The following is a 20,277-nucleotide window of genomic DNA, read 5'->3' as shown; positions in this document are numbered from 1 at the left end:
GTGAGGCGAGCGCCGGACGCGGAAGCGGACCGGCTGCGCGGGCGTAGCTCAATGGTAGAGCGCTTGCTTCCCAAGCAAGATACGCGGGTTCGATTCCCGTCGCCCGCTCCACGAGGACCAGGGCCCGGCGGCGACGCCGGGCCCTCGTCGTCTCCCCGCCCCACCCCGCGTCGACGATCGGAGCCCGCCCGTGATCGAGGTCCTCTCCGGCTTCTCCGTGGTGTGGGTGATCATCCTCGTCGGGCTGCTGCTGGGTCGCACCGGCGTCCTCGGGGACGAGGCCCGCGAGGTCCTCTCCCGCACCGCGTTCTTCGTGGGCAACCCGGCCCTGCTGTTCGTGACGCTCTCCCGCGCGGACGTGGGCGCGGTGCTGGGCCCGCAGCTGTGGGTCGCGTGCCTGTCCGCGTTCGCGGCCGCAGTGGTGTTCCTCGGCCTCTCGATCCCGCTGCTGAAGGGGCGCCCGGCCTCCGAGCGTGTGATGTCCGGGCTCAGCGCCTCCCTGGTGAACTCGGCCAACCTCGGCATCCCCATCGCCACCTACGTCCTCGGCGACGCCGCCCTGGCCGCCCCGGCGCTGATCTTCCAGCTGGCGATCTACACGCCCGTCTACGTCGCGGTGATGGACTGGGCCACCACCCACGAGGCCGCGGCCCGCGCGTCGTCCGCCGGGGCCGCGCACGACGCCGGCGCCCCCGCGCCCCGCACCGTGCGCCCCCGGAACCCCGTGCTGGCCCAGCTGCGCCAGACCGCCACGAACCCGATGATCCTCGGCGCGTTCGGCGGCCTGCTGCTCTCCTTCACCGGCTGGACCCTCCCGGGCCCGCTGATGACGTCGGTGGAGCTGATCGGCGGGCTGTCCATCCCGGCGATGCTGATCGCCTTCGGCATGTCCCTGGCCGGCTCCCGCCCGCTCGCCCGGGACTCCGGCCGCCGCGCGGACGTGCTCCTGGCCTCGGCCGTGAAGCTCGTGGTCCACCCGCTCGTGGCCTGGATGATCGCGCAGTTCGTCTTCGGGCTCGACGCGCGGCGCGTGTTCGTCGCCGTCGTCCTGGCATCCCTGCCCACGGCGCAGAACGTGTACGTCTCGGCGGTCCGCTACCGGGCCGGGGAGACCGTCTCCAAGGACACGATCCTGGTGACCACGATCGTCGCGATCCCGGCGATGATCGCCGTCGCCCTCCTGCTGGCCTGAGCGCGGCCGCGCGGCCCTAGGATGACCGCATGGCTGAGAACACCGCCCTCCTCGACACCCTCCGCGCCGGCTACACCTTCGACGATCCGACGATCACGCTCGGCGCCGCCGTGGTGGACGGCGAGGTCCACGCCGACGTCCCCGTGCGCCTGCCGCTGCGCATGATGAACCGGCACGGCCTGGTGGCCGGCGCCACCGGCACCGGCAAGACCAAGACCCTCCAGATGATGGCCGAGCAGCTCTCCGCCGCGGGCGTCCCCGTGTTCCTCGCGGACGTCAAGGGCGACCTCTCCGGCCTGGCCACGGCCGGCACCGCCTCGGACACGCTGACCGAGCGCACCCGGGCCACGGGCATGCCCTGGCAGGCCCAGGCGTACCCCGTGGAGTTCTACGCGCTCGGCGGGGACGGCGTCGGCGTGCCGGTGCGCGCCACTGTGGACTCGTTCGGCCCCGTGCTGCTCTCCCGCATCATGGAGCTCAACGAGACCCAGGAGTCCTGCCTGCAGCTCATGTTCCACTGGGCCGACCAGCGGGACCTGCCCCTGGACGACCTCAAGGACCTCAAGGCCGTGGTGGTGCACCTGACCTCGGACGAGGGCAAGGCCGACCTCAAGGGCCTCGGCGGCGTCTCCACCGCCACCGCCAACGTGATCCTCCGCAAGGTCACCGGCCTGGAGGCCTCCGGCATGGACCAGTTCTTCGGCGTGCCGGAGTTCGAGACCGCCGAGCTGCTGCGCGTCGCCCCGGACGGCCGCGGCGTCGTCTCCTGCCTCGAGCTGCCCACCCTGCAGTCCAAACCGGAGCTGTTCTCCACGTTCATGATCTGGCTGCTCGCGGACCTGTTCGCCGAGCTGCCCGAGGCCGGCGACCTGGACAAGCCGAAACTCGTGTTCTTCCTCGACGAGGCGCACCTGCTGTTCGACGGCGCGTCCAGGGCGTTCCTCGAGGCGATCACCACCACCGTGCGCCTCATCCGCTCCAAGGGCGTGGGCCTGTTCTTCATCACCCAGACCCCCAAGGACGTCCCCGGCGACGTCCTGGCCCAGCTGGCCAACCGCGTCCAGCACGCGCTGCGCGCCTTCACCCCGGAGGACGCCAAGGCGCTCAAGGCCACCGTGCAGACCTTCCCGAAGACCGACTACGACCTCGAGGAGGTCCTCACCGGCGCGAAGGTCGGCGAGGCCGTGGTCACCGTCATGGACCCCGACGGCGCCCCCACCCCCGTGGCGCTGACCCGCATGTGGTCCCCGCAGTCCACCATGGGCCCGACCCCCGAGGACGCGATGAAGGCGGCGGTGGCGGCGTCGCCGCTCATGGGCCAGTACGGCACCGCGCAGGAGCGCGAGTCCGCGGCCGAGAAGCTGGCCGCGCAGGCCGCGGCCCCGCAGGGCGAGACGGCCGTGCCCGCCACCGGCGAGAGCGCCCGCGACGGCGGGAACGTCACCGTCTCCGGCGTCGACCTCGGGAACATCGAGGAGATCCGCCGCGAGGAGGACGCCCGCGCCCGCCGCGCCCAGGAGAAGGCGGACAAGCCGAGCGACTTCGAGAAGGCCATGGGCAACTTCATGAAGTCCGCGGGAACGCAGATCGGCCGCGAGGTCGTGCGCAGCGTCTTCGGCACGCGGCGCCGCTCCGGCGGCGGCCTGCTCGGCGGCCTCTTCGGCTGATCCCCCCGACGCTTTCGTTCGCGAAACAGACGGCGCGCCCCACGCTTTCGTTCGCGAAACAGACGGCGCGCCCCGGGACGACGACGGGCCGCCCCCTCACGCGAGGGGGCGGCCCGTCGTCGCGGCGGCGCAGACCGCGTCAGGCGTGCGTTTCACACACGAAGACTCTCGACACGCCGTGCACTTCACGCACGAAAGCGCCTGACACGCCGTGCGTCTCGTGCACGACAACGCCGGAGGGTGCGGGGTCAGTTCACGCCGTGCGCGGAGAGGCCCTTGGCCCAGTGCTCGACGGCGTTCCAGTCGCGGAAGTCGCCGTAGCGGCCCTTCACCAGCTTGATCTGCAGCTTCTCCAGGGCGCCCAGGCGCTCCTCCACGAGGGCGCCGCGCAGGTACTTCACGTCGCGGGCGCCGTAGGTGCCCAGCTGGTCGGCCAGGGCGCGGTTCGGCACGGGCGAGGCGCCGGAGTAGAGGATCACCAGGGACTTCTGGGACAGCTCGGCGCGGCGGGAGTCCAGGAACGCCTTCGCGGACTTCTCCAGCTTGTCGCCGTACACGGGCGCGGCGACGACCACGGCGTCGGCGGTGTCCAGCCAGGCCGCGGCACCGGCGACGTCCTCGACCACGGTGTCCGTCTGGGCGGTGGTGCGCAGGACCTCGGCCACGCGCTCGGCGATCTCCCGGGTGGAGCCGTGGCGGGAGGCGGTCACGATCAGTGCGGTCATGGTCTCAGGCATCCTTCGGGATCGGTCGGCGTCGGGCGGCCGGGGCGCGGACCCGGCGCGGAGTGACCGCACCGGGACCGGCCCGGAGTCGGGCTCAGTGTATCCCGCGCAGGTCCAGGTCCAGACGGGTCTCCGCCCCGTCGGGGGCCTGGTCGGCGGCGTGCACGCGCACCGGGATGCCCCAGTCCTGCTGGTAGAGGTGGCAGGCGGCGCTGTCCGGGATCGGGCCGTCCTTCTCCCCGTCGCAGGCGGCCGCGCGGGCGGTGATGTGCAGGACGCCCTCGGCCACGGCCGGGTTCAGGCGCAGCGTGCGGGTCAGGCCCACGGAGGTCCCGGCCCCGTCCAGCAGCAGCTCCTCCGGGGAGGAGGAGACCTTCAGCTGGGTGGGGTCGCCCCAGCGGTCGTCGAGCTTCTGCCCGGCCGGCGCGGCGAAGCCCACGCTGAGGTCCAGGTCCCCGGCCGCCACGTCCGTGCTGGGGCGCGCGGTCTGGCGGGCGCCCTCGTCCACGGTGAGGTACTCAGCAGGCACGGAGATCCGCACGAGCTGGTGGGCGCCGGTCTCCACGACGACGATCTCCGCGGGCGCACCGTCTTCGCCCGGCTCCACGAGCACGTCGGAGGGCTCCTTGAGCTCGCGCGTCACCGTGGACACCGCCGCCTCCACGGGGCGGCCCGCGGCGTCCTCCGCCGCGGGGGCGTAGCGGCGGATCGCGCCGTTGTAGGTGTCCGCGACCAGCACGGAGCCGTCCGGGAGGGCGGTCACGCCGAGCGGGTGCTGCAGACGGGCCTGCTCGGGGGCGCCGTCCACGTAGCCGAAGTCGAACAGTCCCGTGCCGACGGCGGTGCCCACCTGGCGCGTGCCGTCCTCGGCGGTGCGCAGCCAGCGCACGGCGGACGTCTCGGAGTCGGCGAGCCACAGGGTGCCGTCCTGCGCGAAGGACAGGCCGGAGGTCTGCGCGAACCACGCGGTGTCCGCCGGGCCGTCGAGCAGGCCCTCCAGTCCGGTGCCGGCGTGCACCGCGAGCACGCGGGCCACCGGGTCGTAGGAGAACAGCTGGTGGGTGCCGGCCATCGCCACGATCACCCGCCCGGCGGCGGCGTCCCAGGCCACGTCCCACGGGGAGGACAGGGAGATCCCCGTGGGATCGCCGGGCAGGTCGGACAGGTCCGCGGCGGCCGACTCGTCACCGGCCGCGGCCTCGCGCACGCGCTCGGAGTCGATCAGCTTCTGCACGCCGTTGCCCGCCAGGGTGGTGACCTCGCCGGTGGCCAGGTCGATGCCGCGCAGACGGTGGTTCACGGTGTCCGCCACGACGACGTCGACCCCGGCCCGCGCCGCGACGTCCTCCGGGAGCAGGAGCAGGCCGTTGGGCTCGCTGAACAGGGCGGTCTCGGGGCCGCCGTCGCGGTGGCCGCGGGTGGCCGGCGTCGGGAAGGCGAGGTCGGCGGCCTCGGCGGGGGCCTCGGCCGGGTCTCCGCCGCCGATGGCGCGCAGCACCGTGGTGAGGTCCGCGGCGAGCTCGACGATGCGGTGATGGCCGGTGTCCGCCACGAGGAAGGAGCCGGGCCGGGAGCCGCGGCCCTCGAGGGAGACGGCGCCACCCGGGAACTTCAGGTCGCGGGCCACGGGGGCGGGGGCCACGTAGGGGCCGGAGCCGCGGTGCAGCGTGCCCTTGGCCTCGTGCTCGGCCACGAGCTCGCGCACCAGGGAGTACAGGCCGGCCACGTGCCCCTCGCCCGAGAGGTGCGCCACGATGTAGCCCTCCGGGTCCACCACGACGAGCGTGGGCCAGGCCCGCGCGGAGTACGCCTGCCAGGTGACCAGCGTGGGGTCGTCCAGCACGGGATGGGCGATGTCGTAGCGCTCGACGGCGGCGTCGAGGGCGTCCGGGTCGGCCTCGTGCTCGAACTTCGGGGAGTGGACGCCCACGGTCACCAGGACGTCGGAGAACTCCTCCTCGAGGGGGCGCAGCTCGTCCGCCACGTGCAGGCAGTTGATGCAGCAGAACGTCCAGAAGTCCAGGATCACGACCTTGCCGCGCAGGTCCTCGAGGCTCACCTCGGTCCCGCCGGTGTTCAGCCAGCGGCGGCCCACCAGGGAGGAGGCGCGCACGCGGGAGCCGGAGCGGGGCACGGAAGGGGCGGAGGTCTGCTGCTCGGTCATGCCCTCCATCATGGCCCACGCCCGGCGGGCGTCCGCCGGGAGCGGACGCCGCATGTCACCTCGCGACGCGCGCCCCGCGCCGCGGGGGTCAGCGGGTCACGGTGCCGGCGGCGGCGAGCATCTCCTCGGCCATCACGGTGAACTGGCGCTCCGCGGCCTGCGGCTGGCCGGTGAAGGAGACCATGACGACGTCCTCCGGGCCCACCGCGGTCAGGATCTGCGCCGCGGTGGCGGGCTCGTCCCGGCCGGCCGGGGTCTGCGTCCAGACCAGCCCGGACTGAGCGGGGCTGCCGTCGGAGAGGCCGGCGGCGCTCATCTGCAGGCGGTAGGTGCGGGCTCCGTCGGCGTCGCGGGTCGTGACGGTCATGTCCCGGCAGTCCGCGAGGAGCGTGTTGACGGTCTGCAGGTGCTCCTCCACCCGCTGGCGTCCGGGACCGTCCAGCGTGGCGACCTCGACGGTGCCCGTGCCCGCGAAGCTGTCCGTGCCCACGTCCACGCGGCTCACCTCCTCCTGGTCCAGCAGGATCGGTGAGAAGTCGAGGGCGGCCAGGGGCGCCTGGCAGCGGGCGGGCTCCACGGTGGTCCGGCCGTCGTCGGCGGCGCGGTCCGCGGCGTCCCCACGCGCGGCCGCGATCTGGTCGGCCCCGACCGCGTCCTGCCGGGTGAACCCGAAGCTGGCCGCGCGCGCCGCGGCGGCCTCGGCGCGCCGCTGGTCCACGCGGTCGCCCAGGTCCAAGCCTCCCGTGGCGGCCGACGACGACGGCCCCGCCGCCTGCGCGCCGGAGGAGGCGGCGGCGTCGCCCCCGGAGGCGCAGCCCGCCAGGAGCACGGCCGCGAGCGCCGCGCCCGAGGAGGCCACGGCGAGGCGGCGGACGGCGGGGCGGGGGCGGGTGCGGTCGGCGCTCACGGGCGGTCTCCTCGGGCAGGGTCCTGGTCGGCGCCGGGGTGGTTCATCGCGGCGTACATCTGGTTCCAGCGGGCGAGCTCGGCGTCGCCGTCCTGGTCGGCGCGGCGGTCCAGCCGGGCGGCGGTCTTCGTGTCCGAACGGGCCCAGAGGACGGCCACGGTGACGGCCATGAGCACGGTGGGGAACTCGCCGATGCCCCACATGATGCCGCCGCCGATGTGCTGGTCGGTGAGTGCGTCCGGGCCCCAGTCGCGGCCGATGCTGCCGAACCAGGAGGCCTGCAGCAGGCCCGTCGAGGTGGTCATGGCCACGCCGATGAACGCGTGGAACACCATGGTCGCCAGCAGCAGCACGAGCCGCAGCGGGTACGGCGGCCGGCTGGGCAGCGGGTCCGCGCCCACCATGACGGTGGCGAAGATGAACCCGGTGAGCAGGAAGTGCACGTTCATGAACTCGTGGCCCACGTGCGTCTCCAGGGAGAACCGGAAGAAGTCCGTGTAGTAGAACACCAGGATCGAGCCGGCGAAGTTCACGCCCGCCACGATCGGGTTGGTGATGAACGCGCCCCACGGGGAGTGCACGATCCACAGGATCCACTCGCGCGGCCCGCGGGTGCCGTCTGTGCGGGCGGGCAGGGCGCGCAGGGCCAGGGTGATCGGGGCGCCCAGCACCAGGAACAGCGGGACGATCATGGTCAGCACCATGTGCCCCACCATGTGGGCGCTGAACAGCACCATGCCGTACACGGCCGGGGCCCCGGAGGTGGCCCACGCCAGCACGGCCAGGCCGATGAGCCAGCTGAGGGTGCGCAACACGGGCCAGCGGTCGCCGCGGCGGCGCAGCTGCCACGCGGCGCGGACGTACCAGACGGCCAGGAACGCGATGATCGCGACCCACAGCCAGTCCCAGCGCCACATGGTGAACCAGCGGTCGCCGGTGAGCTCGGGCGGCAGCTCGTAGCCGGTGAGGATGCGCGCGGGTGTGGCGTCCGGGGCCAGCTCCTCGGGCACGGGCGGGGCGGTGCGGGCCAGCACGGCGGACACGCCGACCACGGCGGCCATGACCACGGCCTCGACGGCGATCAGCTGCCACAGCAGCCGGCGCGCGGCGGGCGGGGACTCGGCGGCGCCGTCGTCGTCCAGGCGGGGGATGATCCAGCGCCGGTGCAGCAGGCCGATGCCGCCGAGCAGCAGGACGGCACCGGCCTTGGTCAGGACCATGGTGCCGTAGGGGCTGAGCAGCTGGGCGGGGTCGTCCATGCGGATGGACGCGTTGACCACGCCGGAGAGGGCCACGGTGACCAGGCCGAGCCCGGCGAGCACCGAGTACCGGGAGACGACGGTGTGGAGCAGGGGGGCCGGGCCCTGGCGGCGCAGGCTGGCGCCGCGTCCCTGCGCCCCGTTGGGGCCCACGAGGGTGTCGGAGATCAGGGCGAGCACCAGCAGGCCGCCCACCCAGACGACGACGCCGAGCAGGTGCAGGCCGATGGAGTTCACGGCGCCGTAGTGGTCGTCGCCGCCGGCGGCGTGGCCGATCAGGGCCAGCGGCACGATGCCGAGCATCGCGAGGACGCCGGTCCAGAACAGGCCGGTGTGGGAGCGCACGCCGATGGCCAGGGTGGTGACCACCGCGGCGATCACCGTCACCCAGAACCACGCCCGGCCCACGGAGATGTCGAGGGTGTAGGCCAGCAGGCCGTCCGTGAACGAGCCCCCGGCGGAGACGGGGATGCCGGCCAGGTCCGAGTAGGAGAGGACGCCCACGGCCAGCGCCGCGACCGTCCACACGCCCGCGGCGGCGGCAGCCACCGCCATGACGCGCCCGAACGCGGGGTGCTCGGGCCGGGGGCCCTCCTCCGCGTCCTGCGCGCGCTGCCGGGGGGAGCGGTGCCACCGCTCCGTCCCGGCGGCGTGCGGGGGCAGGATGCCCGCGGCGAAGATCAGGGCACCGATGGTCACGGCCATGGCCGCGTTGTTCACAGCCTTGCCGACGGGCACGCCCCAGCGGGTGAGCGCCCCGGGGTCGGAGAGCTCGCGCGGGGCGGTCACCCCGGCGAACCAGGCGGCCAGCACCAGGGCCAGCACGCCGACGACGGCGGCCCCCAGCAGCACCGGCCGCGGCACCCCCAGGGGGTGCTGGGCGGTGGCGGGGGGCACGGCGGTCGAGGTGGGCATGGTCCTCATTCTCCCATCGTCGGTGGACGGCTCAGGCGAACAGGACGTCCCCCACGAACCCGCCCTCGGCGCAGCCCGGGGGGATCGCGAAGACGGCCGAGCCCACGGGGCGCGTCCACAGGTTGAGGTGGTCGGACGCGGCCAGGCGCTCCTGCACCGGGATGTACTGCCGGTCCACGTCCGCCTGGAAGGCGGCGAAGATCAGCCCCGCACCCGTGCCGGAGGCCCCGGCGCCGTCGTCGTAGTTGTAGCCGCGGCGCAGCATCCCGTACTCCGGCTCCGGCCCGCGCGCCCGGCGCAGATGGGCGGTGTCCGGGATCACGGGGAAGCCCGTGGGCCCGATCGCCTCCAGGTCCGGGGCGTCGGTCTCGAGCTCGCCCGTGAGCGGGGCGCCCGTGCCGAGGGTCCGGCCGATCACCTTCTCCTTGGCCGGGCGGTCCAGCTCGTCCCACGTGTCCATGAGCATGTCGATCCGGCGCACCACCAGGGACGTGCCGTCCGGGATCCACGGGGCGATCCCGAGGTCCGCCGCCTCCTGCCCGGCGCCCCAGACGATCCGCTCCAGGGCGGGCGAGCCGCCCTGCGGGTTGGCGGTGCCGTCCACCTGCCCGAAGAGGTTGCGCATGGTGGTGCCGGTCGGGTGGGTGCCGCGGGCCGCCCGGAAGCCCTCCTGCACCCAGCGCACCTCGGCGAAGGGGCGGGCGACCTTGCCGAGCATGCGGCGGGCGTGGGCCACGGAGATCCTGTCGTCGCCGCAGATCTGCAGCAGCAGGTCCCCGCCGGACCAGCGGTCCTCCAGCGCGTCGATCGTGGGGAACGCCGGCAGCGGCTTCAGCCACGCGGGGGCCCTCTCCGGGGCGACACGCGCCAGCAGCTCCGGACCGAACCCGAAGGTCACCGTGAGCCGGGCCGGCGCGGCCGCCAGCTCCGGCTCGGTGTCCGCGAGGGTGGCGCGCCCCTGGGTGAGGCGGGCGGCGTCGTCGGAGAGCAGGCGCAGCAGCGCGCGCACCCCGGCCCGGTCCGTCTCCGGCAGCAGGTCCAGGGCGACGAGCATCGCGTGGGTCTGCGCGGGGGTGTCGACGCCGGCCTGGCGCGGCCCGTGGAACGGCACCGTGTCCGTGCCCACGGGCGAGCTGACCGCCACGCGGGAGGCCTCTCCCCCGGGCTCGGCCCAGCCGGCACGGCCGACCTCGCCCTCGAGCCCCGTGTCCTCCATGACGCCCGACGGCGACGCGTCCACCCCGGAGGGTGCCCCGCCCGGGGCGGGGGTCGCCTGCGCGGCCCCCGCCCCGTAGCCGACCGCTCCGCCGAGGAGGCCGCCGCCCACCGCGCCGAGCCCGAACAGGACTCCACGGCGGGAGGGGTCAGTGGTCGGCATGGCCGGACCCCGCGGGCATGGAGGAGTTCATGCCCATGCCGGACATCGACGAGGAGGCCTCGCCGCCGTGGTAGGACTCGTCGGCGCCGGTGAACGGGCGGGCCACGGAGGTGACCTCGAGGGTCCGACCGTCCTCGGTCTTCAGGGTGTAGCTCACCTCGGCGCCCGCCTTCACGGGCTGCGTCAGGCCCATGAACATCACGTGGTCGCCGCCGGGGACCAGCTCGAACGTCCCGCCCGCCGGGACGGTGAACCCGTCCGGGGACTGCTGCATCGTCATCTGGCCCTTGCCGTCGGCGGCCATCTCGTGGAGCTCCACGCGGTCCGTCCGGTCGGAGGTCACGGCCACCACGTGGACGGGGGCGTCGGAGGTGTTCTCCAGGGTGCCGAACGAGCCGGTCATGGCGCCGTCGGTGGCCTTGGTCCAGGCGTCGGTCATGGTCAGCGGGGCCGCGGAGCTGTCCGCCGCGGTGGCCGACGACGACGCGGCCGACCCGGCCGCCTCCGGGGTGGTGGCGGTGGCCGAGGAGGCCGCCGCGGAGGAGGACGAGGACGCCGGCGCCGAGGCGCCGCCGCACGCGGCGAGGGCCAGGGAGCCGGCCGCGGCGAGCGCGGCGAGGGACAGGCGGCGGGAGACGGTCTGGGAGGGGTGCTTCATGGTCATGTCGTGTTCCTCGTCAGGAGGGCGCGGCTCAGGCCGCGCGGAAGGGGCCCGTCCCCGTCGGGCGGGCAGGATGCGCGTCACGCAGAGGACGCGTGGGAGGGGTGGGCGCACGCAGGGTGCGGCACACCCGGGACGGGGCCGGTCCGCGGGGACGGGCCCGGAGGACGTGCCGGGTCAGTCCCGGCCGAGGGCGCGCGCCTTGCGGCCCATCACGGCCAGGCCCACCGCGATCACCGCGACGCCGGCCGCGCCGAGCATCCACACCGTCGCCGGGACGCCTGCGGAGGCGCCGGACTCCGCCGGAGTCGAGGAGGCGGCCGCCGGGGTCGAGGCCGCCCCGGACTGCTCCGCTCCGGTCTGCTCGGCCGAGGAGGCGGGTGCCGCCGTGGACGAGGCCGTCCCGGCCGCAGCCACGCCGCACCCGGAGGGCGCGGTGCCGGCCGCGGGGGCGGACGGGTCCGTGACGGAGAAGTCCAGCGACTGCTCCTCGGAGTGCCCGTCCGAGTACACGACGCGGTACGCCGCCGTGTACTCCCCCTGCGCCAGATCCGGACACAGCGGTGCGGTCAGCGTGGGGCCGGAGACCTGGACGTCCCCCTTCTGCCACTGGTTCCCGGCGGCGTCCGTGACCCGGACGATGCTCTGGATGCCCTGACCGGAGATCAGGTCGCCGGAGAACGTCAGGGAGACGGCGTCGGGCGCCTCGGCGAGGGCTGCTCCGTCGGCGGGGACGGCCTTCAGCAGCTCATCGTGGGCGAGGGCCGGGGCGGCCGCCGCCACGGCCAGGCCGGGCAGCAGGGTCAGCGCGGCCGCCGCACGGGCGGCGCGCCGGGGGGTGGAGGGGTGCATCGGAGTGGGGTTCATGGGGTCCTCCCCGGCCGTGCCGGGCGGGGCCGGCCGGTCCGAGTCGTAGGGGCGGGTGCGCGCGAGGGCGTCCCGAGCGCGGAGCTCAGGCCGCGAGGGCGAACGCCGGCGGACCCCGCCGTCCGGGGCTTGCGAGGACGACGACGGCGGCCGGCGCGCTCGGGGCGCGCCAGGCCGGGACCCGCACGGGGCGGGGAGTCGGGAGGAGGCCGGCCGCCAGAGCGACCAGCAGCCGCCACACGGGGGCCGCCTGCAGCACGCGCTCCGCGGCCGCGACGAGCATCCGCTCGCCGTGGCGCAGGACGGCCACGGTGAGCGCGGCGGCGGCCAGGTGCGCCAGGAGCATGCCCGGGGTCCCGGCGTGGGCGGCGTGGGCCGACGTCTCGGAGGCGGCGTCCACGGTCAGCAGGGGCCGCGCCGCGCCGACGTGGGAGTGGGCGAGGTGCGCCGGCGCGACCCCGGCCGCCGTCGCCACGGACCGGCCGCCCGCGGCGACGGAGTAGAGCGCGTGGAACAGGCCCTGGGCCACGGCCACGGCGGCGGCGGTGCGCCACAGGGAAAGCGCGCGGCCGGCCAGCAGGGTGCACACGGGGGCCGCGAGCACGGCCGAGAAGAGCAGGAGCGCCGGCGCGGGCAGGGGCGTGGACGCCGCGGCCGAGTGGAAGAGGGCGGCCAGCAGGGTCATGGCCAGCGCGCCGGCGGCCCCGCGCAGCACGCGGGCGGGGCCGGCCACGGCACGGGAGGGCACGGGGGTCGGGGTGCCCATGCGCTCCTCCTTCGCCGGATGCGGGCGGGGGCGTCGCGCCCTCGCGAGGCCTCCAGTCTACCGGGGCCGCGGACGACGACGGGCGCCCCACCCGTGAGGATGGGACGCCCGTGCGTACGGTGGCTGGCGCCGTGGCGGCGCCGCGGCCGGATCACTCGGAGGCGGCGGCCTTGAGCTTGGAGCCGGCGGTGACCTTCACGGAGTAGCCGGCCGGGATGGTGATCTCCTCGCCGGTGCGCGGGTTGCGGCCGGTGCGCTCCTTGCGCTCGGTGCGCTCCACGGCCAGCCAGCCGGGGATGGACACCTTCTCGCCCTTCTTGACCTGCGCGGTGAACGCCTCGAAGAGGGCGTCCAGCACGTCAGACACGGCGGCCTGGGTGTTGCCGGAGCGCTCAGCGACGGCGGCGACGAGCTCCTTGCGGTTCATGGCCATGGTTCCTCCCTGTGGGACAGCGGTTTCAGGCTCCCGGTCCGGTGCGGACCGGGCTTCCAGGTGCGAACGTACCATTTCCGCGGCGCCCACGCCCCATCCGATCCGCGTGATTCCGCGACTTTTCCACCCCCGCAGGCTTCGGGCGCCCCTGGCCCGTGGACGACGACGGCGGCGACCCTCCCTGAGGAGGGCCGCCGCCGTCGTCGGTCCGGCCGCCGAAGCCCGCGCCAGGCGGGCCTCAGCTCACCAGGAGGACTTGGTCACGCCGGGCAGCTCGCCGCGGTGCGCCATCTCGCGGAAGCGCACGCGGGAGATGCCGAAGCGCTGGAAGGTGCCGCGCGGACGGCCGTCGATGGCGTCGCGGTTGCGCACGCGCACCGGGGAGGCGTCGCGGGGCAGCTTCTGCAGACCGACGCGGGCGGCCTCGCGGGCCTCGTCCGACGCGTTCGGGTCGATCAGGGTCTTCTTGAGCTCGAGGCGCTTCTCGGCGTTGCGCGCCACCATGACCTTGCGCTGCTCGTTCTTGGCGATCTTGGACTTCTTGGCCATGTCAGCGCTCCTCTCGGAAGTCGACGTGCTTGCGGACGACCGGGTCGTACTTCTTGAGAGTGATGCGATCCGGGTTGTTGCGGCGGTTCTTGCGGGTCACGTAGGTGTACCCGGTGCCCGCGGTGGACTTCAGCTTGATGATCGGACGAACGTCCTTGTCCTTGGCCATGTCAGAGCTTCACTCCCTTCGAGATGAGGTCGGCGACGACGGCGTCGATGCCGCGCACGTCGATGGTCTTGATGCCCTTCGCGGACAGCGTCAGCGTGACGTTGCGGCGCAGGGAGGGGACCCAGTAGGTCTTCTTCTGGATGTTCGGGTCGAACCGGCGCTTGTTGCGGCGGTGCGAGTGGGAGATGCTGTGGCCGAACCCCGGCCCAGCCCCGGTCACCTGGCAATGTGCTGCCATGATCACTCCTCGTGGCAAGTAGTAGTAAAAGGACGGGCGGAACCCGCGTGCGGCACGCCCCGGGCGCACGGATGCGTCCACGGCCTGCCTGAGAGCCCCGCCCCGGGTGTGGACACCGCACTCTTACTGCGACTTCTCGAAAAGGTGAACCAGGCTGGGTGAGAGCCAACCGAAGTGCCTTCAGATCGCTGGGTGGGTGAGCCCCGGCGCGGCCTCTGCCGAGGGCGCCGGGATCCGGTCTGCGGGAGCGCGCTGCCTTTCCGACCCGAGTCCCGCGGCGAAACGCCGGGGAACGCAGGAACAACGCGCGTGCGCCGTTCCATGGTACGCGAGCCCACCCCCCGGATCAACTCGACGTCAGGGGCTCCCCCACATGGGAGGCGGCGTCGGGATCGGCGCCCTCGTCCGGGCCGGTCGGCTCGGTGAAGAGCCAGTGGCCCGGACGCAGCACGCCCAGCAGCTTGAGGCTGAGGCGGGCCGCCTCCTGCCGATCAGCCGCGTCCAGGGCGGTGACGAACACATCCTCCATCAGCGCCCGGTGCGGCCCCGCGGCGGCGTCGATGCGCCGCCGGCCCTCGTCCATGAGGCGCACGAGGGTCACCCGCGCGTCCTCGGGCGACGGGAGACGCTCCACCCAGCCGCGGGCCTCGAGCCGGCGCACCACGTGGGAGAGGCGGGAGAGCGAGGAGTCGACGAGGTGCGCGGCCCGGCTCATCGCCAGCGGCTCGCCGCCGGCCTCCTTGAGCACCGCCAGGAAGTGCGCCTCGAACGGCGTGACCCCCGCCCCGCGGTGCATGTCCGACTCCACGCGGGCCTGCAGGGCGCTGGCCGCCTGCAGCAGGGCGATCCAGGCGGCCAGGTCGGCCCCCGAGCAGCCCGCGTCCTTCAGCCAGACCGGCGGTAATGGCGGCAACGGCGGGTGCGCGTTCGCGTCCTTCTCATGGTGGGCATCTTTGGTCATGCGCGACATCGTTGCAGGTCAGGTCGCGATAGGCGAACCACGCGGTCGGGCGTGTCACCTCCCGGACCCGCCCGACCGCCGGCGAGGACCGATCAGGCGCCGCCGTGCGGGACGACGACGGCGCGCCCGGCCACCTTCCCGTCCTGCAGGTCGCGGTAGGCCTGCAGGGCGTCGTCCAGGGAGTAGGTGGTGTGCAGCGGCTCGATCCTGCCGTCCCGGTACAGGCGCGCGACCTCGTGCAGCTCCTCGAGGGTGCCCCAGTAGGTGGAGACGAGCTCGGCCTCGTAGGGCGTGGAGAGGAAGGACCAGTCGATCGTGGAGCCGTTGCCGAGGCCCACGATCGTCACCCTGGACTGCACCGCGGCGCAGTCCAGGGCCAGGCGCGCGGTGGCCGCGACGCCCACGAAGTCGAAGGCGGCGTCGACGCCGCGGCCCCCGGTGAGCTCGCGGATGCGCTCCACCTGGCCCTCGCCGCCGGGCACGGTGACGGCGCCGTAGGCCTCTGCCTGGGCCATGGCGTCCTCCTTCATGTCCGTGGCGATCACGGTGGCGCCGGTGAGGGCCTTGATGATCTGCACGGCCATGAGGCCCAGGCCGCCGAGGCCGACGACGAGGGCGCAGGCGCCGGGGCGGCCGAGCGTGGGCAGTGCCAGTTTCACGGCGTGGTACGGCGTGAGGCCGGCGTCGGCGAGGGCCGAGGCCGGGATCGGGTCGGCGTCACCCAGGGGCACGAGGTTGCGGGCCGGGACGGACACGTACTCGGCCATGCCGCCGTCGCGGCCCAGGCCGACGGCCGCCGCGGCCATGGCGGCCACGTTCTCGCAGTAGGTGTCCTGGCCGCGCGAGCAGGCGCGGCAGCGGCCACAGCCGGTGGGGCCGTAGACCAGCATGGCCTCGCCCTTCTCCAGGCCGACGACGCCGTCGCCGAGCTCCTCCACCCAGCCGGAGGTCTCGTGGCCGAGGGTGTACTCCGGGTCGATCAGCGGGTTCATGCCCGGCTGGAACTCGGAGTAGACCGCGACGTCCGAGTGGCAGGCGCCGGCGCCGGCCACCTTCAGGAGGGCCTCGCCCGGCCCGGGGACAGGCTTCTCGACGTCCTTGAGTGCGGGGAACTGCTGGTAGGCCTCGAACCGGACGGCACGCATGGTGACCACGGGATCCTCCTGGGGTCGGTGGAGCGGGTCCAGCACGATTCTCCCAAGGCTTCCAGCGCCGCGACAGTCCCGGTCCGCGCCGGGTCCGGTGGACGCGGCCCCGTCCTCCCGCAGCGGCGCGATCGGCTCGAAGACGGCAGAGCCCGTCCGGCCTCAGTCCCCCGACCGCACGACCTGGCCGTCCCGCAGCCACGGCGCGCGCACGCTGGCCGGGGTGAGGTCCGCCGTCGTCGCGGCGCCCATGAGGGACATGGCCACCCTCACCTCCTGGGCGAGCAGCTCGATGACGCGCCGCACGCCCTCCTGACCGCCGGCCATGAGGCCGGAGAGGTAGGCGCGGCCGATCAGCGTGAAGTCGGCGCCGAGCGCGAGCGCAGCCACGATGTCCTCGCCCGTGGTGATGCCGGAGTCCAGGATGATCGGCACGTCCGGCCCCGCCTCGTCGCGGACCTCGGGCAGGGCCTGGAGGGACACGGGCGCGCGGTCCAGCTGCCGCCCGCCGTGGTTGGAGACCACGAGCCCGTCCGCCCCGGTGTCCAGCGCACGGCGCGTGTCCTCGCGGGTGAGGACCCCCTTGACCATCAGCCTGCCCAGCCACACGGAGCGGATCCACTCGAGGTCGTGGAGGTCCAGCGTGGGGTCGAACATGCCGTTGATGATGCTCGGCAGGTCCCCGGCCGAGTCCGAGAGCGACGCGAACGTCAGCGGCTCCGTGGTGAGGAAGTCGAACCACCACTCCGGCCGGTAGGACGCGTCGAGCACGGTCTTGAGCGAGATCTTCGGCGGGATGGTCATGCCGTTGCGGACGTCCCGCAGGCGCTGGCCCGCCACGGGGGTGTCCACCGTGACCAGCAGGGCGGTGTAGCCGGACGCCGCGGCGCGCTCGATGAGGTCGCGGGCGCGGTCGCGGTCCTTCCAGAGGTACAGCTGGAACCAGCGGTCGCCGTCGGCTCCGCCACCCCGTGCAGGATCCGCGGCAGGAGCTCCACCGAGTCGAAGACCTCACGGGCGCGGCGCGCGGTCACCTCCCGCTTGGCCGCGCCGTCCACGTAGTCGAACGCGGCGGTCGGGGTGCGGCGCTTCGCGATGCGGCGCAGGTCCGCGACGTCGGCGGCCTTGGCCAGGCGTGCCGTGCGGCCGAGGGAAGGCGGGGTGATCTTGAGCAGCGGTGCGAGCACGCTGCGATCCTGGACGCCGTGGCCGACCAGGACCCCGAGGCCGCCGCAGCGGCGATGGCCGCCCACCTCCGCACCATCCGCCACGTGACCCTCCGCCACGGATCGGGCCCCGGGCGCGGTCAGGCGACGCCCACGCCCAGCCAGGTGCCCACGCCGAAGGTGAGCGCCAGGGCCAGGGCGCCGCCGACGACGACGCGCACCATGGCGCGCACGGCGGGGGCGTTGCCCAGCCAGGCGCCGAGGTAGCCGGTGACCGCCAGGGCCACGAGGGTCACGCCGAAGGTGACGGGCACGCGGACGCCCACCGGGGAGAGCAGGATCGCCAGGAACGGCAGCAGCGCGCCCACCAGGAACGCGATGAAGGAGGCGCCGGCAGCGGCCAAGGGGCTGACCACGTCCTCCTCGGCCATGCCGAGCTCCATGCGCAGGTGCGCGGTGACCGGGTCGTTGGCGGTGAGCTCGCGGGCGACCTGCTCGGCGGTGTCGCGGGAGAGGCCCTCGGCCTCGTAGAGGCCGACGAGCTCCTCGAGCTCGCCCTCGGGGTCCTCGGCCAGCTCGCGGCGCTCCTTGGCGATCATCGCCTTCTGGGAGTCCGAGGAGGAGGAGACGGACACGTACTCGCCCAGCGCCATGGACACGGCGCCGCCGACGACGGCGGCCGTGCCGGCCAGCAGGACGGGGGTGACGGCCGTCGTCGCGCCGGCTACGCCCACCACGGTGGCGGCGACGGAGACGATGCCGTCGTTGGCGCCGAGGACGCCGGCGCGCAGCCAGTTCAGGCGGGCGTGGACGCCGGTCTGGGCGTGGGGCTCGTCGGGGTAGGAGGAGGGGGCGGCCGGGGCGGTGCTGTGCGACATGGCCACCATCCTGGCCGGGCCCCCGGACCCCCGCCACCAAGGACAGCCCAACCTCGCCCGGGCCGCCCGGCCCACCCGGGACGCATCGTTGAACGATGTTGCCGCTGTTGTTGAACAACCGGTAGGCTTCCCGCAGCGTCATGTGATGACCGTCACCACGTCCGGCGCCCCAGGAACAGGAGACCACCGTGTCCCACGCAGATCCCACCGCGCACGCGCGCGGGGACGCCGCGGCGGGCGAGGCCGTCCAGGCCTCCTCGTCCAACCGGCGCACCGCCCTCCTCGGGGCCATGTTCCTCATGGCCACCTCGGCGATCGGGCCCGGCTTCATCACCCAGACGGCGACCTTCACGGTCCAGCTCGGCGCCGCCTTCGCCTTCGCGATCCTCGTCTCGATCCTGATCGACATCGCCGTGCAGATGAACGTGTGGCGCGTGATCGGCGTCTCCGGCATGCGCGCGCAGGAGCTGGCCAACAGCGTGCTCCCCGGCCTGGGCTGGGTGCTGGCCGTCCTCGTGTTCGTCGGCGGCCTCGTCTTCAACATCGGCAACATCGCCGGCACGGGCCTCGGCGCCAACGCCATGCTCGGCGTGGACCCGCTGATCGGCGGCGCCGTCTCCGCCGTGATCGCCCTGCTGGTGTTCCTCTCCAAGCGCGCCGGTGTGGCCCTGGACCGGATCGTCGTCGTCCTCGGCGCCGTCATGATCCTGCTCATGCTCTACGTGGCCGTCACCTCCGCCCCGCCCGTGGGCGAGGCCCTGCGCCAGTCCGTGTTCCCGGAGAAGGTCGACTTCTTCGTGATCGTCACCCTCGTGGGCGGCACCATCGGCGGCTACATCACCTACGCCGGCGCCCACCGCATGATCGACTCCGGCGTGAAGGGCGTGGACGACGTCGAGGCCATCACCCGCAGCTCCGTGCTGTCCATCCTGGTGACCGGCGTCATGCGCGTCCTGCTGTTCCTGGCGATCCTCGGCGTCGTCGCCTCCGGCGTGGCCCTGGCCAAGGACAACCTGGCGGCCTCCGCCTTCCAGGCCGCCGCCGGCGACATCGGCCTGCGCATGTTCGGCATCGTGCTCTGGGCGGCCGCCCTGACCTCCGTGATCGGCGCGTCCTACACCTCCGTGAGCTTCGTGACGAAGTCCACGACGACGACCCGCACGCGCAACCTGCTGACCGTCGCGTTCATCGTGGTCTGCACCGTGCTGTACCTGGCGCTGCGCCAGACCCCGCAGACCCTGCTGGTGTTCGCCGGCGCGTTCAACGGCATGATCCTGCCGATCGGCTTCGCGGCCCTGCTGTGGGTGGCGTGGCGCCGCCGGGACCTGCTGGGCGGCTACCGCTACCCGACCTGGCTGCTGGTGATCGGTGCGCTGTCCTGGCTCCTGTCCGTGTTCATCGCGGTGCGCGGCTTCCTGCCCATGGTCCAGATGATCACCGGGGCGTGAGCATGACCGCCCTCCACGGCGGCACCGGCCCGGCCGAGGCGCGCGAGCGCTTCCGTGCCGGGCTGGTGCGTCCCACGGCCGGGATCGCCGACGGGTTCGCCCAGGCGAATCTGATGGTCGTCCCGCAGGACCTCGCCTGGGACGTCCTGCTGTTCGCGCAGCGCAACCCCAAGGCCCTGCCCCTGCTGGGCGTCCTCGAGGCCGGCGAGGTCCGCGGCCCCGCCGTCGACGGGGACGTCCGCACGGACGTCCCCCAGTACGTCGTCTACGAGGACGGCGTGCCGGTGGGCCGACCCACCGACCTGCTCGAGGTGTGGCGAGACGACCTGGTCACGTTCCTGATCGGCTGCTCCTTCACCTTCGAGTCCGCGCTCGTGGCCGAGGGCATCCGCATCGCCCACCAGGACGCCGGGGTGAACGTGCCCATGTACCGCACCACGCGGCGGTGCGTCCCCGCCGGGCGACTCTCCGGGCCGCTGGTGGTCTCCATGCGGCCCATCCCCGCGGACCGGGTGGCCGACGCGGTCCGGATCACGTCCCGCTACCCGTCGGTGCACGGTGCCCCGGTCCACGTGGGCGACCCGGCCGCATTGGGCATCGCCGACCTCTCCGCGCCGGACTTCGGCGACGCCGTCGAGGTGCCCCCGGGGCACCTGCCGGTGTTCTGGGCGTGCGGGGTGACTCCGCAGGCCGCGGTGATGGAATCGCGCCCGCCGCTGGCGATCAGCCACGCCCCGGGGCACATGCTCATCACCGACATCCCGGACCGGACGTTCCAGATCCCCTGAG

Annotated in this window: 19 protein-coding genes, 1 tRNA gene and 1 pseudogene; 5 read left to right on the top strand and 16 right to left on the bottom strand. The window is 74.1% G+C overall.

All coding sequences use genetic code 11. From position 1 onward, the window contains the following. The first annotated feature begins 37 nt into the window (after positions 1–37). From KW076_RS04545 to KW076_RS04535, 3 genes are all read left to right on the top strand, one after another. A tRNA-Gly gene (locus KW076_RS04545) sits at positions 38–111 on the top strand. A gap of 79 nt (positions 112–190) precedes the next feature. Further along, entirely contained in the window at positions 191–1,192 is a 1,002-nt protein-coding gene (locus KW076_RS04540) for an AEC family transporter (RefSeq protein ID WP_224356415.1), read from the top strand. A 29-nt stretch (positions 1,193–1,221) separates the two neighbouring features. Then, complete coding sequence (locus tag KW076_RS04535; protein ID WP_224356414.1) at positions 1,222–2,859, top strand: helicase HerA-like domain-containing protein; 1,638 nt, start codon at positions 1,222–1,224, stop codon at positions 2,857–2,859. A gap of 248 nt (positions 2,860–3,107) precedes the next feature. On the opposite strand, the gene KW076_RS04530 is transcribed toward KW076_RS04535, so the two are convergent. The 16 genes and pseudogenes from KW076_RS04530 to KW076_RS04455 all read right to left on the bottom strand — a co-directional run bounded on the left by KW076_RS04530 (position 3,108) and on the right by KW076_RS04455 (position 18,040). After that, on the bottom strand, positions 3,108–3,584 hold the full coding sequence (locus tag KW076_RS04530; RefSeq protein WP_224356413.1) for a flavodoxin domain-containing protein: 477 nt from the start codon (positions 3,582–3,584) through the stop codon (positions 3,108–3,110). A 94-nt stretch (positions 3,585–3,678) separates the two neighbouring features. Beyond that, positions 3,679–5,748 carry an NHL domain-containing thioredoxin family protein gene (locus KW076_RS04525; protein ID WP_224356412.1) on the bottom strand — a complete coding sequence of 690 codons (2,070 nt, stop codon included), beginning with the start codon at positions 5,746–5,748 and terminating at the stop codon, positions 3,679–3,681. A gap of 88 nt (positions 5,749–5,836) precedes the next feature. Further along, positions 5,837–6,655 carry a hypothetical protein gene (locus tag KW076_RS04520; RefSeq protein ID WP_224356411.1) on the bottom strand — a complete coding sequence of 273 codons (819 nt, stop codon included), beginning with the start codon at positions 6,653–6,655 and terminating at the stop codon, positions 5,837–5,839. Continuing rightward, complete coding sequence (locus tag KW076_RS04515) at positions 6,652–8,829, bottom strand: bifunctional copper resistance protein CopD/cytochrome c oxidase assembly protein (protein WP_224356410.1); 2,178 nt, start codon at positions 8,827–8,829, stop codon at positions 6,652–6,654. Before KW076_RS04515 ends, KW076_RS04520 begins: the two co-directional genes overlap by 4 nt. 31 nt (positions 8,830–8,860) lie before the next feature. Continuing rightward, a complete protein-coding gene (locus KW076_RS04510) occupies positions 8,861–10,207 on the bottom strand; it encodes a Dyp-type peroxidase (RefSeq protein WP_224356409.1) in 1,347 nt (448 codons plus the stop codon). Beyond that, a complete protein-coding gene (locus tag KW076_RS04505) occupies positions 10,194–10,871 on the bottom strand; it encodes a copper chaperone PCu(A)C (RefSeq protein ID WP_224356408.1) in 678 nt (225 codons plus the stop codon). Before KW076_RS04505 ends, KW076_RS04510 begins: the two co-directional genes overlap by 14 nt. 174 nt (positions 10,872–11,045) lie before the next feature. Continuing rightward, on the bottom strand, positions 11,046–11,735 hold the full coding sequence (locus KW076_RS04500; RefSeq protein WP_224356407.1) for a copper resistance CopC family protein: 690 nt from the start codon (positions 11,733–11,735) through the stop codon (positions 11,046–11,048). Between the two features lie 85 nt (positions 11,736–11,820). Then, positions 11,821–12,501 carry a hypothetical protein gene (locus KW076_RS04495; protein WP_224356406.1) on the bottom strand — a complete coding sequence of 227 codons (681 nt, stop codon included), beginning with the start codon at positions 12,499–12,501 and terminating at the stop codon, positions 11,821–11,823. 151 nt (positions 12,502–12,652) lie between these two features. Further along, positions 12,653–12,934, bottom strand: coding sequence for an HU family DNA-binding protein (locus tag KW076_RS04490; protein WP_224356405.1), 282 nt, complete (start codon positions 12,932–12,934; stop codon positions 12,653–12,655). Positions 12,935–13,177: 243 nt separating this feature from the next. Further along, complete coding sequence (rpsN, locus tag KW076_RS04485) at positions 13,178–13,483, bottom strand: 30S ribosomal protein S14 (protein ID WP_224356404.1); 306 nt, start codon at positions 13,481–13,483, stop codon at positions 13,178–13,180. 1 nt (position 13,484) lies between these two features. Beyond that, positions 13,485–13,652 (bottom strand): 50S ribosomal protein L33, encoded by a 168-nt coding sequence (rpmG, locus tag KW076_RS04480; protein WP_017488899.1) that lies wholly within the window; start codon positions 13,650–13,652, stop codon positions 13,485–13,487. Position 13,653: 1 nt separating this feature from the next. Beyond that, positions 13,654–13,890, bottom strand: coding sequence for a 50S ribosomal protein L28 (rpmB, locus tag KW076_RS04475; protein ID WP_224356403.1), 237 nt, complete (start codon positions 13,888–13,890; stop codon positions 13,654–13,656). Between the two features lie 346 nt (positions 13,891–14,236). Next, complete coding sequence (locus tag KW076_RS04470) at positions 14,237–14,851, bottom strand: MarR family winged helix-turn-helix transcriptional regulator (RefSeq protein ID WP_224356402.1); 615 nt, start codon at positions 14,849–14,851, stop codon at positions 14,237–14,239. Positions 14,852–14,943: 92 nt separating this feature from the next. After that, on the bottom strand, positions 14,944–15,996 hold the full coding sequence (locus KW076_RS04465) for an NAD(P)-dependent alcohol dehydrogenase (RefSeq protein WP_224356775.1): 1,053 nt from the start codon (positions 15,994–15,996) through the stop codon (positions 14,944–14,946). Between the two features lie 162 nt (positions 15,997–16,158). Beyond that, a pseudogene (locus tag KW076_RS04460) lies at positions 16,159–17,183 on the bottom strand (alpha-hydroxy acid oxidase). 119 nt (positions 17,184–17,302) lie between these two features. Further along, the gene (locus KW076_RS04455; protein WP_224356401.1) at positions 17,303–18,040 is read right to left on the bottom strand and encodes a VIT1/CCC1 transporter family protein; all 738 of its coding nucleotides are present in this window, start codon (positions 18,038–18,040) and stop codon (positions 17,303–17,305) included. A gap of 188 nt (positions 18,041–18,228) precedes the next feature. On the opposite strand from KW076_RS04455, the gene KW076_RS04450 reads away from it, so the two are divergent. After that, entirely contained in the window at positions 18,229–19,488 is a 1,260-nt protein-coding gene (locus KW076_RS04450) for an NRAMP family divalent metal transporter (RefSeq protein WP_224356400.1), read from the top strand. Positions 19,489–19,490: 2 nt separating this feature from the next. Then, entirely contained in the window at positions 19,491–20,276 is a 786-nt protein-coding gene (locus tag KW076_RS04445) for a putative hydro-lyase (protein ID WP_224356774.1), read from the top strand. The last annotated feature ends 1 nt before the right edge of the window (position 20,277 follow it).

Source organism: Micrococcus porci (genome assembly GCF_020097155.1).
Classification (GTDB): Bacteria; Actinomycetota; Actinomycetes; order Actinomycetales; family Micrococcaceae; genus Micrococcus; species Micrococcus porci.
Note: the sequence above shows the minus strand (reverse complement) of the source record. Positions and strands in the feature narration are given on the sequence as shown.